Raw genomic sequence first — 15485 nt, 5'->3', positions numbered from 1 at the left:
TATTCCGGCAGATCCCGGCACCTAACGTCCCCAATAGGAAGAATGTTTTATTTGGAGATCACTACAGACTTAGATTCATACAACATAATATCAATGAAGATGAATAAATACTACGCGGGCATCTTTCTTTTCATGGTTTTCATCTACGCATTCTACAATAGAGAAATTTATACTGAAAAGGCAGATTACGGTGATTTTAAGCTTTCAGAAAAAGCCTTGAACGGTGAGAGACTGTGGCTGGAAAATAATTGTAATGCTTGTCATCAACTGTATGGTCTGGGGGGATATTTAGGCCCTGATCTTACTAATGTTACGTCCAGGCCTGATAAAAGTGATGAATATCTAAAGGTAATTATGATCAGCGGGATCAAATCCATGCCCAAATTCGATTTTTCGCCTGATCAGCAGGACCAGATCCTACAATTTTTAAAAGAAGTTGATAGAACGGGGTATTATCCAACACAGAATGCTGTGATCAATTATGGCGGATGGGTAGAACTATCCACAAAAAGTAAAAAATGAAAAATAACGCTTATCCTTTCTATTATATACTGATCGGGCTGCTGAGCCTGGTACTGTGTCTTTTTGTTGGTTTTTTATCTGGTGTACAGTATGCGGTTCCGGATTTTGCTAAAACCATATTTCCATTTACTGTTCTTCGGCCGTTACATACTCTTTTTGCCCTTTCATGGATCTTTATGACAGCTATTGGCGGGATCATGTGGTATATCCAGAATGATAAGACAAGCTCAGGGATTATGAAGTGGCAATTTTGGGTATTTACATTTACGGGTATATTGATAGCGGCTTGTTATATATTCAAGAAATTTGAAGGAAAAGAATACCTTGAATTTCCTCATGGTTTCTATGTACCTATTCTTTTAGGATGGATCTTGTTCGGAATTTATTATTTTCGTGTGATGTGGCGTACTTTTTCCCGTTGGCCTGTATATTACTGGATGTGGGGAACGGGAATCGTATTGATGATTTTTCATTTTACAGAAGCTCACCTCTGGATCCTGCCTTACTTCAGAGAACACTATACTCAAAACCTTACGATGCAGTGGAAAGCAGGCGGTGCCTATGTAGGGGCATGGAATATGTTGGTATACGGTACCTCTATGTATGTAATGGAAAGAAACAGTGGAAAGTCAGGTTACAGCCATTCAAAAACGGGATTCTTTTTTTTCTTCCTCGGTCTTATTAATGTGATGTTCAATTGGGCACATCACATTTATCCCGTTCCGAATGCAGAATGGATCCGTTATTTAGCATATATCATCAGTATGACGGAATGGATCATCCTGCTAAGAATCATCTATCTTTGGAAAAAAGATATTCCGGCACAAAGTAAGAAACAGTTTTCAGTCTCTTACCGTATGCTGATGCTATCAGAGTTATGGATCTTTCTGAACCTGTTTTTAGCATTGTTGATTTCCATTCCTGCCATTAATCTTTTTACACATGGAACACACATTACGGTGGCTCATTCTATGGGAACTATCATCGGGATTAATACCACTATTCTGTTGTCTTCTGTAAGTTTTATCCTGGAAATTGTAAAAGGAATGAGACCAAAAGTTAAAAAGACTATTTTTCTGGGAAGCCGGATCTTTAATGCTTCATTCTTAGGATTTTGGCTTATATTGCTGGTGATGGGAGTTAAACGTTCAAAATGGATTTACTTTTCAGAGCAGATCTCTTTTGGTATGTTTCAGGATTCTATGCAAGTTTTACATATTATATTTGGCTTATTTGGAACTGGCTTAATCATAGGGATTTGTATTATAATCTATCCAATGATCAACCACACCATTGCTATACTCGTTAGGTATAAGACGAAAACTGCACAACAAAGAAGACTAGATGCTTTTAACCACCTGGGCAATGAGTCAATAAGGAAGAGAGATTGAAAAGTTTTAATGATGGCTGCTTCAGACAAAATTTATAGGCGATTTTCGTTTTCTCGCAGATAGTATATTGCCTCTTTTACTGCTTGCACTGGATTTTTAGGATCAAAACCAAGTTCTGTCCGGGCTTTTGAAATATCAAAATTTTGCTGAAGTCCCGAAAACATGGCAATGTCTTTATTAGTAAGCAATGGTGTTTTTGATGTAATTTTGCTTACTATTTCCATTAGCCATGCAATTGCGAAAAGTATGGGTTTAGGAACAGCAGTGGGTAATTTAATGTTCAGTTCAGGCAAAAGTTCTTGAGCAATTTTGGTTGTTTCTTTAATCGACATACATTGTTCGTTTGCTAAAATGTAGCGTTCGCCGGCTCTGCCTTTTGTTGCTGCGAGGTAGCATCCTTCGGCAACGTCTTTTACATCAATCCAATTAAGAGTAATATTGGTTTCTATAGGGATTTGTTTTTTCAAAATCAGGTTAATGATATTGTAAGATACATTTAGCGGTGCAAATGATTCACTACCAATCATGGCAGACGGCAATACGGCAACCAATTCTATATTGTGTTTTTTGGCCAGGTCAAAGGCCATTTTTTCACCGTCGTTTTTTGAGTTATAATACATATCCCTGCGATCGGGATTGTAACCGTTGCTTTCTTTTGTCGGAAGTTTGGTGTAGTTCAACGCAGCAATAGAACTTACATAAACAATGCGTTTTACGCCAGCTTGTGCAGCAGCTTCTATCTGAAGGCGGGTTCCTTCTATATTGACATCATAGATTTCCTTTTTAGGGTCTTTGGCCCAAAGTTTAAAAGCAGCACCGACCGCATAAAATGTTTGTATACCTTGCAATGCAGTGGTCAGAGATTGCATGTTTGTTATATCGGCTTGTACCACCTCGCACTCCAGCCCTGCAAAGGGTGCCGTATTTTTGATGTTGCGGACAGCCGCACGCACGGGAACGCCTTTTTTTATCAGCAGTCTCACAAGGTTATTTCCCAGATGCCCATTTGCACCTGTTACTAAAGCCAAATTTTTCTGTACCATAATTTTTAATTGTTTAATATATGAGACAAAATTCGGCAAAGCTTTTCTAGGTATACTTCACAAATGTTACTTAATGTCAATTGTGATTAAAATTTTTAATGCTACAAATTTGTCATGTTTATCACTTAAGTTTATAAATGTGATTCCTTTCTTATTCGGCTTAGACTCTTAGGGTCCATGCCAAGAAATGAAGCGATATATTGTAATGGGACATTCTGTAAAATATGCGGATAATCTTTTATAAATTTCCGGTATCGTTCTTTACCACTTAATGTCGCCAGTTCTTTTGATCTATTATCATTATAGACAAGCGATTGCTGAAAAACCGAAATGCTGAAGTTTTTAAAAAGGGTACTCTTTTCGGTCAATATATCCAGATTATTTTTGCTAATTCTCAACAGCTTACATTCTGTAATACATTCCAAATTTTCATTGGATTTTGTCTGATTAATAAAATTAATGTATGAGGTGATAAATCCAGGTGGACAGTTGATATGAGTGGTTACTTCATCTCCATAATCATTGTAGTGAAAAAGTCGTAGGTATCCCGAAACTACAAAGTACAAATACTTTGGTATCATGCCTTCTTCTTCAATCACTCGGTTTTTAGGAAAGAGTGTGGGCTCAAAATATTGTAAACACCATTTTCTCTCAGATGGCGGTATAACCGGTGAGATTAGTTTGAGTAATTTTCATGCATTTTACAAAATTAGAGAATCATTTTTAGATATTATTTTTGGATGATGTTTTCATTCATCAAATTAGTGAATGTTGTTATTTCTTAGTCAAATCCAAATAATGGTATAAAGAAATTATTAAAGTATGATTATTTTCTATGCGGTTTTTCGTTAAATAAATGCGATGGTTTAATTATCCTAGGCCTAGCGTAAGCGATTTGTCCAGGAAAATATCCGCTCCTCCATAAAGCCTGTTTTGTGCCAGATACTGATTCACCAATTGTTTGTCTGTATTCAATATCATCTGCTCATAAAAAGAGAGACCTATCAAAGATTGGTTCTGTTGTTTCCACACGGGAAATTTTACGCCCGTCTGTAATCGAATGCGGTGAGTTACATCAGTATTCAGAAAGCGATGTTCCGCTCTTACACTAGTACTTAGCTTGAATTTGCCTAACACAAAATCATGTTTTAATTCTTCATAAATCCGATGTTCCGCACGCTTTTTTGAAATAGGAAATTCTCCGTAAGGATAAAGGATTATCCATTCGTAACCCGCAGCAATTTTCCAATGCCTGTTAAACTCATAGTCGGCTCCTATTTTTAGTTTTGATTGTTGCCAGTTTCTAACGAAATCATTCCTATTCCACGAATACATTGTCTGCACGTTAATGCGGGGCAGTATCTTATACGTTCCTGTGTAATACCACCACGAATTAAACTCATTGACTGTTTGTGCGCAGACAGGCAAAGAGGATAAAAATAATACTAGAGTGAACGTTCTCAAAAAAGGGATAGCAATAGCGTGCAATAATGAGATTTTTGAAATCATTTTCTATTTACTTTTTATTTAACTTATATTTATGGACAAGACTTTTCAGGATTAACGGTATCAGAAGGAAAGCAACAAAAAGAAAGGTTATCTGAAGTCCGAAAAACATTCTTTCGGATTGACTCGCTGCTTCGGGTGCGGATTCTGTAGCCTTCATAAATAATGTGCCCATTAGCGAGGCTCCTGTAATAAGCCCGATATTACGGGATAAATTCAGAATACCAGAAACAGCACCTGTCTGCTTTTCACCTACTGTTGACATTATAGAAGTATTATTGGCTGCCTGAAACAGTTGATATCCCGGAGTTAGCAGGATGATTCCGATAACATATCCTACCCATCCAAAAATACCGGGCAGTAAGGCTAAACATAGTGTCCCGGCAAGCAATATAATCAAGCTTGTATTCATAGTAAGCTCAGTACCAATATTATCTACGATCTTCCCTGAAGGAATGCCAGTGAAAATGGAAATCATCGGGCCTATGGACATTATTCCACCTACCACGTCATTACTGAACCCTAAACCTGACGCAAGGAAAAAAGGACCGACAATCAGCGTAGTCATCATCAAGCATGAAACAATTAAATTTCTCAGTAATGAACTTATCAGGAGTTTATTTTTAGTGATACTGACATCTATCAGGCGATGTGTTCTGCGCTTCTGTACCAAGAAAAAAAGCATTCCCAAAAGAAGTGAAACCAGAAATAACAGAAGTGTGTATATATTGAAACTTTCTTTACTGATGGTCATTGCTAATGCATAGGTTCCTACCGTAAACGAGAGCAGTAGCATATCGGCAAAATGTATTTGTCCAGATCTGTATATAGGCTCTTCTTTTGTGAGAAAACGTTTTGCCAGAAAAAAAACTGTTATTCCCAAAAAAGTAAGCAGTAGAAAAATAGACGGCCATCCAAAATGGGATAACAGTAATCCTCCTGCTGAAGGTCCTATTGCAGTTCCGATGGCAGACATTGTACCCAGAATCCCCATAGCAGTTCCAGTTCTCTCCTTTGCTATATTCCTTTTAACCATTGCCATACTTACCGTCAACAATATAGCAGCTCCTACTCCCTGAATTGCCCTCATAACAATTAATAACCAAATATTAGACACATACGCCGACGCTAATGAAGAAAGCGTAAATACAACGATTCCGAAAAGTAACGTTTTTTCATGACCATGTTGATCTGCCAACTTGCCTGCAATGGCAACAAATGCAGTAATAGTAAGCAGGTAAGCAATAACAACCCATTGAATGGCCTGGAAGCTCGCCGCAAAAAAAGCAGTTAATGAAGGAAGTGCAATATTAACAATGCTGGTTCCCAAGGAGGCTAGCAATATGCATAGTGAAATTGTCGTTAACAATCCTTTATCAGTGTATTTCATATTCGGTATTTTTTATGTTTTTTGAGTTTTTGGACAATTAGCTATCATTCTTGCTGTACCGTATAATCCGATACAATACACAATATGAAACAAGGCTACTTTCAGGAGAATAATAGGCTGTCCGGTATATTCGGAAAATGCCACACCAAAATTTAGTATCGGCTGGATGATGAAAATACTGAACATGAATGTAGTCAGGCCTGTGATTAATGCGGTAGCAAAAGTAGGGCGATGCAGCCACTTCTGTCCATATAGCGCAATGGGTACAAAGGCGAATAGAATTCCAAGACAGTAATGCGCCGTCCAACCGAGATATAATGCTTTCCCCTCAAGTTCTTTTTGCGAGGATAGGCTTAAATGAGAAATTATCCATTGGCCTACAAGCAACAGTCCGTGAGAATGTACTCCAAAAACCTTTAGAATGATAGTCCAAATATCCGTTGAGAATGTTCCGACAATTCCCGTAAGTAGTATTTTTCGTATTATTTTCATACACCTTGCATGTTACAGCTGCAAAGGTATTATAGAGCTTTACCCAGATAATAGGACAAAAATGAAGTTGAATGGGACTTATTTAAAATTGTTTCTGAACGCTTCTGGAGAATAGCCTGTATGTTTTTTAAAGAAACGGATAAAATAAGAGACATCTTCATATTCAAGATGCCATGAGATTTGGTTAATCTGATTGGTCGTGGCCAAAAGATAGCGTTTTGCTTCAAGCAAGATATGATCGTTAATGAGCTTTGAACATGTTTTGCCTAAAGTTGCTCTTGTGATGGAATTTAATTGGTAGGTAGTCATATGCATTTGATCAGCATACCAAAAAATCTGTTTATGATCAGAGATGTTATCGGCTATCAACTCCTTAAATTCTTCTAAACGTTTTAACTGATAAGATTTTTTTTCATCAGTTTGAGTTGTAATAAGATTATGTTTTTGTCTTAATAATTCTACAAAAAGCAATTGAAGATTTACTTGTATGGCATATTCATATCTATATTTTTTATCAGATATTTCTTTTTTTATTGTTGCCATTAAAGACAATATTTTTTCAAAAGATTCAGGGGCAGCTGAATAGTAGCTATTCTGACTGATTTCCTTCAGTATCTGATTTGTTGTGATATCATAATTCAGGTAAAATTCATCCGTAAACTGTAAAAGATAGCCTTTGCTATTTGAGCTAAGCATAAGTTCATGAACTTGCCCCGGATGTATCAGGTAAATACATCGATCAACCAACGGATAAGAAATAAAATCAATAATGTGCTCGCCGGTACCGTTTTCTATAATGAGCAGGAAATAGAAACTGTGCCTGTGTAGTTCCTGCACCATATCTTTGCCAGCTAAAAGTTCACGCAAATTCCAGATAATAAATTCTCCCGAAGTACCAGGCTCTTTTATCCTTGAATGAATATTTCTAACAGGTATTATTTGCATTATAGTAATAATATTCAGTATCTGTCTACAAAATTAATTAATATTTCTTTCCATTATACTATCTAATCATTCGTTGATTGCGATTAAATCATTTTGGATATAATGTTTTTCCAAATTGATCTTCTCCCCAAGAAAACATCTGTATTTATTATCATATCATTGATACGGATATCCTTTTCCGATCCGCATGTAGAAAATATTTCAAAAGAGAATCACAATGAGTCAGTTGGTAGCCGTTTAAAAATGAGTAGTTCCGTCTGAATAAAGACTTAGCCATTGTGATATAGTTGTCTGTAAAAAAAAAACCATCAGAGAATATTTGCTTTTTAAATTGAACTTCTCATCTTATAGTCTAAAAGCTCGCCCTTGTCAGGGAATAGATCTTCGTTTAATTTCAAAAGTATGTCAGGTGATTCAACAATAATGCCTGATATTTGCGTATACTTAAAATTTTGAGTAGTTAATTCTAGATTTTTGTTCGTAGCAAAGTGTATAAACTCAAGAATTATTTTTTCATTGTCTTTTAATGCTTTTTCTGCCTCTCTTTCAAGTTGTTTAATATAATTTTCTCTAAAATCAGACATTTCACTCATAGTCGGTAGTCATTACTATTAAATAATTTGTAAGTTACAATCCTGTGGGTTAAGGTTTCTTATCAATCGATATTTTTTTTTATTACTATGAAAAAGTAGTGATTTTATATGATTTCTCTTGTTCAATTTTACATCACCAGCAATCATAAAAATCACAGTTATGAATATCGAAAGAACAGAATTTATAGCCTGGATGGAAAGAATCATGGAAAGATTTGACCTACTGAAAGAACAGATGATTAAGAACCAATCCAGATTTATAGAAGTAGACGGAGAGCAGCTTCTGGATAACCAGGATGTTTTACAGCTTTTAAAAATAAGTTCCCGATCATTACAGCGGTACCGGACTGATAAAAAGCTGCCTTACTATACTATCAGCGGAAAGCTGTATTATAAGCTTTCTGATGTCCATCAATTGATCCGGGAGTGTTTAAACTCTTGATAGTAGCAAGACATCCACCGCCAAATCATTCATCACCATTCCAATCTTTACGAGTCACTTAATTAAGCCTATACCTTCGTTCCATTAAATAAAATACAATGGAAGATGAATTGATAAAATTGATAAATTCACAGGAATCTGGTGGACTCAAACCATCAACAGACACTTTGATAGTGCTGAACATTCATACCAACCAGGTTGAAATGGTTAAAGGAATTGATCAGGATGGGAATCTGCAAAAGGTTCCTCCACAAGAAAAAAAGGATAATGAGCAGTTGATCAGGGTTGATAAACACGGCGATCTATTCTCCAATTTCTTTTCCAACTTTTACCGGCAGCTTAAAAACCCCACGCATTTCAACTTTTTCAAGGTTTCAGAATATGATGCTGTCAATACCGCCAAGGATCTTCAGAAGTATGTTGATCAGGCATCCCCCGAAGAAAAAGAAAAGCTGAAAGACTACGAAGTTTTACCTCAACACAATAATAATCCCAAAAATCAAAATACAATGGACAACAACACAGACAATCAGGAATATCGTTTTCAGCTTGAACAGATCGACTGGAAAACGATGGAGAAATTCGGCCTTAATCAGGAGAAGCTTGAAAAGATGAACGCTATGGATTCATTACTCAGAGGTTTTAAAACCAATACATTAATTCCCATCACCATTAATCTGGGAACGGCAGTGAGCAAGATGGATGTCAGGCTTTCCCTTCAGACAGGAGATACAGGACAGGTTGCTGTTCATTTGCATGGCATCCGCAAAGAGCCGAACCTCAATAATAAATTCTTAGGTCATCAGTTCAGTGATGAAGACAAAAAAAACCTGAAAGAAACCGGGAATATGGGCAGGGTAGTGGATCTGGTCAATCCTAAAACCGATGAAATCATTCCATCAGTCATCAGCCGTGATCGTCTCACCAATGAACTGGTTGCCTATCGAGCGGAGTACATGAAAATTCCTGATGAAATTAAAGGAATTAGGCTCAATGAACATCAAAAACAAATCTTACTGGAAGGAAAACCTTTATATCTTGAAGGCATGACCTCTAAAAAAGACGAGCTTTTCGATGCCACCGTACAATTCAACGCGGATAAGCGCTATGTGGAATTTCTGTTCAATAATAATCAGAATCAACAACAAAGTCAATATCATCATAACCAACAGCAAACTCAGCATACAGATAAAGAAGCACCTAAAGTATTCAGAGGAAAAGAACTGGACGATTCCCAGTATGAAAAGTTCAAAGCCGGGCAAACCATTTATATTGACGGCCTTACGGATGCCAAAGGCAAAGCCTATCAGGGGTATATTACCTTCAACAAAGAAACCTCCAAAACCGAATTCTCCTTTACCCATCCCAATAAACTTAAAGAGGCAAAACCTACAGAGGATCACAACACCCAAACCGCGGTTAACACCCAGGGTAAAACCAATGAAGCTACTAAAAATGTGAAGGAGCCTTTAGAATCAAAACAGCAGCAGCCTGCCAATCAACAGCAGGAAGATCAGCAAAAAAAGGTTAGAAAACCAAGGGGACAAAAACTATAATAATCATTTAAATCCATGATATGAAAGCAATCATCGCAGAAAAACCGAGCGTCGCAAGAGAAATTGCACATTTGTTAGGAGCTCATGAAAAAAAAGACGGTTACTTGTCCGGTAACGGATATTGTGTCACCTGGGCATTGGGACATCTGATCGCATTGGGAATGCCGGAAGATTATGGTATAAAAGGCTTTAACAAAACCTCTTTGCCTATCTTTCCAGACCCTTTTATTCTGACTCCTAAAAAACTAAAGAAAGTAAACGGCTATGAGCCTGATCCTTTCGCTTTAAAACAACTCAACACCATAAAACAAGTCATCAATCAATGCAGCAGTATTATTGTGGCAACAGATGCAGGAAGGGAAGGAGAGCTGATCTTCCGCTATATCTATCACTACATACAATGCAACAAACCTTTTGAGAGACTATGGATCAGTTCCCTTACAGAAAAAGCAATACAGGACGGATTTAAAAACCTTCAGCCAGGTGATACCTTTGACGGTTTATATGAAGCTGCTAAAGCCAGAAGCGAAGCGGACTGGCTCGTTGGAATTAATGCCACACAGGCATTAACTATCGCCGGAAACCAAGACGTTTATTCATTAGGCAGAGTGCAGACACCAACGCTTGCTCTCATCTGTCATAGATTCCTGCAACATCAAAACTTCACCAAGCAAAAGTATTTTCAAATCCAGCTGAGCCATAGAAAAGAATATACGGACTTCACCAGTATTTCACAATTACAGTGGGAAGAAAAAAAGCAGGCAGAACAAATCCAAAAATCCATAGAGCGGGAGGGTAGGGCTGTTGTAAAAGATATATCTGTTACAACAGTACAGGAACAATCTCCCTTACTTTTTGATCTCACAGAATTACAGAAAGAAGCCAACAGGAAGCTTGGCCTTTCTGCCGATGAGGTTTTACAGATTGCCCAAAGCTTGTATGAAAAGAAATTTATTACCTATCCCAGAACCGGCAGCAAATATATTCCTGAAGATATATGGCCTGAAATTCCTGAACTAGTCAGAATTCTCAATACAAACCATCAATTTAAATCAGCCATATCTACTTTAAAATTCGGAAACTTCAACAAGCGTATAGTTAATGATGTAAAAGTAACGGATCATCACGGTTTGCTTATCACTACGAAAATTCCATCCGCACTTAGTACTACCGAAAAAGCCATTTATGAGATGATTGCTTACCGCTTATTGGAATCCATTTCCCATGCGTGTATAAAAAAAATCAGCCACATTATGATAAAAGTACATCATTATGAATTCCAGGTCAAAGGCACAAAAATACTCAGTCATGGTTGGCGAGCCATCAAAGGACTTCTCACTGATAGTGAAAATTCCGATAATAAAAATGAAGTCCTTACAGAACTTCCAGAACTTAAAATCGGAGATGAGTTGAAGATCTCAAAAACAGAATTACTCGAAAAAGTAACGCAATCTCCCAAACTTTATACAGAAGCTGACCTCTTATCAGCGATGGAAAATGCAGGCCGATCTGTTGAAAATAAAGAAGAACAAAAAGCACTCTCCAATATCAGCATCGGAACCCCAGCTACCAGAGCTTCCATTATTGAAACCTTGCTCAGCAGAAACTATATTTTCAGGAAAAGCAAAACGCTGCATCCTACAGATAAAGGCCTGCAGGTTTACAACCTTGTTAAAGACAAAAAAATAGCCAATGTTCAAATGACCGCAGAATGGGAAATAGCACTTGATAAAATTGAAAAAGGTGAACTCAATAAAAACCAATTCATGAACGACATCCAAGCGTACACAGCAGATATCACCAGCGAACTTTTATCACTATATATTCCCCAAGAAAATATTCCACAATTAATATGCCCCAAATGCCAGCAACACAATCTTATTATCAAGGATAAAATTGTCAAATGCCCAGATGAACAATGCAGTTGGATTCTCTTCAGAATTATTTGCGGAGTACGACTTAGTATTAAAGATCTTACTTTGTTATTAACTCAAAACAAAACCTCATTAATCAAAAACATGAAAAGCAAAAACGGTAAAAAGTTTGATGCTTATTTGATTTTAAAAGAGGATTTCATTACAACATTTGAGCTTACAAAGAATTTTTAGTTAAATACAATTACATTTTAGATTTTATTTAACTATAGATTACGAATCCATTTCCAGTATAGGAGTATTAATAATGACACCTATCTACTGTGGATTTCAAACTGCTCAATAATGAGTTTAATTGTTAATGTTTACTTAAAAAATAAATAACATTTTATTTCCTCTCTTATTTTTATAATGTAATATTTTCGATTACAAAAAAAAACTAATGCGAAAACAATTTATCATTCTTACCATATTAATCATATCGTTTTTGATAGGGCGTTTCGCTCATATTTTAGGCTATCGTTATATTGTATTGTTAATCTTTGGTAACCTTGTATGGATTACAGTTGGATTATTAAAAAATAAAGATATCTCCTAATATAACTACTACAGTCATTTATATTTGAACTATATACCTTCCTGCTTCATAATTATTTTATAATTGTCAAAGAAATAGTAAACAGTAAAACGATCACTTAATATTTGGATGATGGTAAGCATATTATTAAAGAATTATATTGAGGTCATTAATCAATAATTAAGAACTAAAAATAGACAAAAGCATCTCATTGTTAACATGAGATGCTTTTTTTACGAATTTTCAGATACTAATGAAAATTTTACCGGCCAAGTCTTAAGAGACAGTTATAAGCTACAGATCACTTACAAAGTCAATGATATCAATAATAATGGAAAATATTAAAATACTAACAGTACTGTTAGTCTCAGTTGTTTTGTTTCAATGTCAAAAGAAAGCATCATACAGAGAACAGGTTTCTTCAACAGACAAGAAAAACGATCATCGTCTTGTTCTAAATATTGGTAAAGATCTTTTTTCGGCCAATGTACATTACATGAAACTATATAAGTATAATGAACAAAACAATTGTAATCAGAATAAGGCGGTTTCAGTAATTTATGATAATCAGCTATTTTCTTGCTTTGATTATGTTAAAACCACTAACGGAAAAGATGTTGAAGATTTCCTGGGAACTATTAAAAATCCAAAAAGCCTTCTGTGGGAAGGCTTTTGCTTTTGGAGTGAAAACAAGTGTTTAGGGGATTACAGTTTCAACCTTTATATTAGGGAGTTGTTAATTTTAAATAAGAGTACTTTTTTCTGATCTTTTTCATACTCTTAAAGTTAAAGAGTATAAGAATTGTGCCCTAACAAAGTTAGCAACTCCAATATTACTTCTTTATCAATTTCTGAACAGAAATTTCATTTCCTGAATTGATTTGTGACCAATATACTCCTTGCTTTGAGATCGGCAGTTGCAGCTGTTCCGTAGTTTGAGAGCATCTGAAATTTTCTTTTTCATAAATAAGTTTACCCGAATAATCAAAAATACCAACGCTTACTTTGGTCTCTTTTTCACATTTTATATTAATATTGTCTGAAAAAACTGTCGGGAAGATCTTGAAGTTATCTGCTTTTTTAGGCTCAACAATTCCTAAGTTATTGTATGTGTATTGTGCAAGTGCAAATTTGCTGTTGCTGGGAAAATCTGAAGAAGAAGCAAATCCTGCAAGAATTATTTTTGAATCAAAAACCAACGATGAATATGGAATATCCTGAAATCCTGAAAAATCTGTAATTACAACACCGGAATTTCCGAATTGTGTATCTAAAATCCCAGATAGATTAAATTTCATCATCGCAAAATTTTCATTACCATTGGTCGCCGAGTATGTAGAACCAACTGCGATAATATTATTTGAAGAATCTAATTTCATATTTCTCAGCTGACCTCCGATACTTGGAAGAAGTGTCTGTACAACACCGTTCGTTCCGAAAGAATTTTCAAAAGAACCATCCACATTGAATTTTATTATTGTAAAGTTAGATGAAACATTGTTATTGCTTGATGAGAATGATTCTCCGCCCAATAAAATACTTCCGTCACTTAAAACAATATTGGTGCTTGACAGTGAGCTACCTATATTCGTAACATTAAAATATCTGTATCCTACGGAGGCAAATGAAGTATCCAAAGTTCCGTTTGGTAACAATCTTAATATAAACATTCTACCTTGGTTGGAGCCTGTCGTCAGCAAAAGATAGCCTGAACAAACGATTGTTCCATTTGGAGCAATATTTACGGCATTTAAATAATGGCGGTGATTAACAGGTGCAATAGTGAATAGTCCGGTATTATTAAATGTAGTATCAAATTGGCCGTTCTGTAATAAACGCAAAACGTAACCTTCTGTAAATGCATTCGTGCCTCTTTTGTTACCGACCACAATTATTTTTCCGTCAGATTGCAGTTCACCGTTAAAGACATTGTCATCTGACTGAGCGCCAAAATTGATTTCCAGAATACCGTTTGTACCGAAATTTGTAACATAATTTCCATTTTCATCAACTTTACAGACGATGATGTTAAAATAGCCGTCGGTGGCAAGCTTAGTTCCGAGAATGATCATCTCGTTGTTGCTTGTCTTTAATATTTTTTCAATTGATTTAAACGGAAGCTGTTTGATTCCGTTACTCTGAAAAGAAGTGTCAAAAGAACCGTCAGAATTGTGTCTCACAAGATAAGCGCTGGTATTGTCAGTACCTCCAACCAGTATTTTACTGTTGCTCACAGCAATCATCGACCCTATTTTCTCAAGATTTGAGTTTGCATTGATGTCATAAACCATTTTTCCATTGGTTCCAAAATTATTATCAAGTACCTGAGCAAAAAAGAGGTGTACAGATGATAACAAAACGATAAATATCGCTTGGTATTTCATGATTATTTTATTTAACTAATTTCTGATATTTTACGATGGAGTTAGCGGTTTTATCCTGAAATTCGGCAGAATTAAACCACGCAAATATAGGTAAAAACTTCAATGAAAGAACATTAATCCCGCTTTTGAGAATACTACCTCTTTCATCATAAAGAAGGTTCGATAAAAATGTCTGAAAAATATCTGAATAAATTGATTCGTACATATTTCGTGCATATTCTAAAATACTTTGAGTATTTTTTATAATGAATTTTGAAGATATTAAAAAAAGCGTTAAAAATCAACGTTTTTGTAATCCAAGATGAACAATTATCGAATAATTAGTTGATGATTTGGAAATATTAGTAAAGGTTAAATTCTTAATGCTACTATTTCTTACCATAATTATTAATCTTACATTTTAGACCATTTGTCCATATAATGTAGCATAGATTATTCGGTGGTATTTTGAGATTTTTACAAAGGACTGATTATGGTCATTTTATTTACGGATTACCATAATTCAGGACATTGATTCATTTTAACTAAGTACTTTGCCGAATTTTAATTTTTCCTAAGAAAATTCAAGAAATTTCAAATAAAAAACTCCAAAGTTTTTGACTTCGGAGATGATTATTAAGAAATGAAAACAAATGAGATGTGTTACGTTTATTTGTCTTTGTGTATATTTATCTGCTGACTCATAAGTACTTTGTCAATTTTATGGTATAACTGTAAAGTATTAAAAATCGCAATTAAAAAAATCTAATTGTTAATTATCAAATCTTTTA

14 protein-coding genes are annotated in these 15485 nt (G+C 35.5%); 5 read left to right on the top strand and 9 right to left on the bottom strand.

Annotation, left to right across the window (positions count from 1 at the left end):
* Positions 1–99 precede the first annotated feature (99 nt).
* Together DEU39_RS05735 and DEU39_RS05730 are read left to right on the top strand one after the other, a co-directional pair.
* Positions 100–522: a c-type cytochrome gene (locus DEU39_RS05735; protein ID WP_183037382.1), complete on the top strand. Its 423-nt coding sequence runs from the start codon at positions 100–102 to the stop codon at positions 520–522.
* Entirely contained in the window at positions 519–1913 is a 1395-nt protein-coding gene (locus tag DEU39_RS05730) for a cbb3-type cytochrome c oxidase subunit I (RefSeq protein WP_120231256.1), read from the top strand. Before DEU39_RS05735 ends, DEU39_RS05730 begins: the two co-directional genes overlap by 4 nt.
* Positions 1914–1945: 32 nt before the next feature.
* Here DEU39_RS05730 and DEU39_RS05725 read toward each other — a convergent pair whose 3' ends face one another.
* The 7 genes from DEU39_RS05725 to DEU39_RS05695 all read right to left on the bottom strand — a co-directional run bounded on the left by DEU39_RS05725 (position 1946) and on the right by DEU39_RS05695 (position 7882).
* Positions 1946–2956 carry an NAD-dependent epimerase/dehydratase family protein gene (locus DEU39_RS05725; protein WP_120231255.1) on the bottom strand — a complete coding sequence of 337 codons (1011 nt, stop codon included), beginning with the start codon at positions 2954–2956 and terminating at the stop codon, positions 1946–1948.
* Positions 2957–3087: 131 nt separating this feature from the next.
* On the bottom strand, positions 3088–3621 hold the full coding sequence (locus DEU39_RS05720) for a Crp/Fnr family transcriptional regulator (RefSeq protein WP_262696577.1): 534 nt from the start codon (positions 3619–3621) through the stop codon (positions 3088–3090).
* Between the two features lie 205 nt (positions 3622–3826).
* Positions 3827–4465, bottom strand: a complete 639-nt coding sequence (locus tag DEU39_RS05715) for a DUF2490 domain-containing protein (protein WP_120231253.1) — start codon at positions 4463–4465, stop codon at positions 3827–3829.
* 7 nt (positions 4466–4472) lie between these two features.
* Complete coding sequence (locus DEU39_RS05710; RefSeq protein WP_120231252.1) at positions 4473–5852, bottom strand: MFS transporter; 1380 nt, start codon at positions 5850–5852, stop codon at positions 4473–4475.
* A gap of 12 nt (positions 5853–5864) precedes the next feature.
* Positions 5865–6344, bottom strand: coding sequence for a DUF2938 family protein (locus DEU39_RS05705; RefSeq protein ID WP_120231251.1), 480 nt, complete (start codon positions 6342–6344; stop codon positions 5865–5867).
* A gap of 78 nt (positions 6345–6422) precedes the next feature.
* Positions 6423–7289, bottom strand: a complete 867-nt coding sequence (locus tag DEU39_RS05700; protein WP_120231250.1) for an AraC family transcriptional regulator — start codon at positions 7287–7289, stop codon at positions 6423–6425.
* 326 nt (positions 7290–7615) lie between these two features.
* Entirely contained in the window at positions 7616–7882 is a 267-nt protein-coding gene (locus DEU39_RS05695; RefSeq protein ID WP_120231249.1) for a hypothetical protein, read from the bottom strand.
* Positions 7883–8042: 160 nt separating this feature from the next.
* Between DEU39_RS05695 and DEU39_RS05690 the strand changes: the two genes are divergently transcribed.
* The 3 genes from DEU39_RS05690 (at position 8043) to DEU39_RS05680 (ending at position 11988) form a co-directional block, all read left to right on the top strand.
* A complete protein-coding gene (locus DEU39_RS05690; protein ID WP_073174892.1) occupies positions 8043–8324 on the top strand; it encodes a helix-turn-helix domain-containing protein in 282 nt (93 codons plus the stop codon).
* A 98-nt stretch (positions 8325–8422) separates the two neighbouring features.
* A complete protein-coding gene (locus tag DEU39_RS05685) occupies positions 8423–9880 on the top strand; it encodes a DUF3945 domain-containing protein (protein ID WP_120231248.1) in 1458 nt (485 codons plus the stop codon).
* Between the two features lie 20 nt (positions 9881–9900).
* Positions 9901–11988 (top strand): type IA DNA topoisomerase, encoded by a 2088-nt coding sequence (locus DEU39_RS05680; RefSeq protein ID WP_120231247.1) that lies wholly within the window; start codon positions 9901–9903, stop codon positions 11986–11988.
* 1176 nt (positions 11989–13164) lie between these two features.
* Here the strand turns inward: DEU39_RS05680 and DEU39_RS05670 are convergent.
* On the bottom strand, positions 13165–14715 hold the full coding sequence (locus tag DEU39_RS05670; RefSeq protein WP_120231245.1) for a T9SS type A sorting domain-containing protein: 1551 nt from the start codon (positions 14713–14715) through the stop codon (positions 13165–13167).
* 7 nt (positions 14716–14722) lie between these two features.
* Positions 14723–14920, bottom strand: a complete 198-nt coding sequence (locus DEU39_RS05665) for a hypothetical protein (RefSeq protein ID WP_120231244.1) — start codon at positions 14918–14920, stop codon at positions 14723–14725.
* Between the last annotated feature and the right edge of the window lie 565 nt (positions 14921–15485).

The sequence above is a fragment of the Chryseobacterium sp. AG363 genome (genome assembly GCF_003610675.1).
In the GTDB taxonomy this organism is placed as follows: Bacteria; Bacteroidota; Bacteroidia; order Flavobacteriales; family Weeksellaceae; genus Chryseobacterium; species Chryseobacterium cucumeris.
Note: the sequence above shows the minus strand (reverse complement) of the source record. Positions and strands in the feature narration are given on the sequence as shown.

What these genes read in the sequence shown, in the direction of transcription:
- DEU39_RS05735 (WP_183037382.1), top strand. Translation starts at nt 100, where the DNA reads ATGAATAAATACTACGCGGGCATCTTTCTTTTCATGGTTTTCATCTAC.
- DEU39_RS05730 (WP_120231256.1), top strand. Translation starts at nt 519, where the DNA reads ATGAAAAATAACGCTTATCCTTTCTATTATATACTGATCGGGCTGCTG.
- DEU39_RS05725 (WP_120231255.1), bottom strand. Translation starts at nt 2,956, where the DNA reads ATGGTACAGAAAAATTTGGCTTTAGTAACAGGTGCAAATGGGCATCTG.
- DEU39_RS05715 (WP_120231253.1), bottom strand. Translation starts at nt 4,465, where the DNA reads ATGATTTCAAAAATCTCATTATTGCACGCTATTGCTATCCCTTTTTTG.
- DEU39_RS05710 (WP_120231252.1), bottom strand. Translation starts at nt 5,852, where the DNA reads ATGAAATACACTGATAAAGGATTGTTAACGACAATTTCACTATGCATA.
- DEU39_RS05705 (WP_120231251.1), bottom strand. Translation starts at nt 6,344, where the DNA reads ATGAAAATAATACGAAAAATACTACTTACGGGAATTGTCGGAACATTC.
- DEU39_RS05700 (WP_120231250.1), bottom strand. Translation starts at nt 7,289, where the DNA reads ATGCAAATAATACCTGTTAGAAATATTCATTCAAGGATAAAAGAGCCT.
- DEU39_RS05695 (WP_120231249.1), bottom strand. Translation starts at nt 7,882, where the DNA reads ATGAGTGAAATGTCTGATTTTAGAGAAAATTATATTAAACAACTTGAA.
- DEU39_RS05690 (WP_073174892.1), top strand. Translation starts at nt 8,043, where the DNA reads ATGAATATCGAAAGAACAGAATTTATAGCCTGGATGGAAAGAATCATG.
- DEU39_RS05685 (WP_120231248.1), top strand. Translation starts at nt 8,423, where the DNA reads ATGGAAGATGAATTGATAAAATTGATAAATTCACAGGAATCTGGTGGA.
- DEU39_RS05680 (WP_120231247.1), top strand. Translation starts at nt 9,901, where the DNA reads ATGAAAGCAATCATCGCAGAAAAACCGAGCGTCGCAAGAGAAATTGCA.
- DEU39_RS05670 (WP_120231245.1), bottom strand. Translation starts at nt 14,715, where the DNA reads ATGAAATACCAAGCGATATTTATCGTTTTGTTATCATCTGTACACCTC.
- DEU39_RS05665 (WP_120231244.1), bottom strand. Translation starts at nt 14,920, where the DNA reads ATGTACGAATCAATTTATTCAGATATTTTTCAGACATTTTTATCGAAC.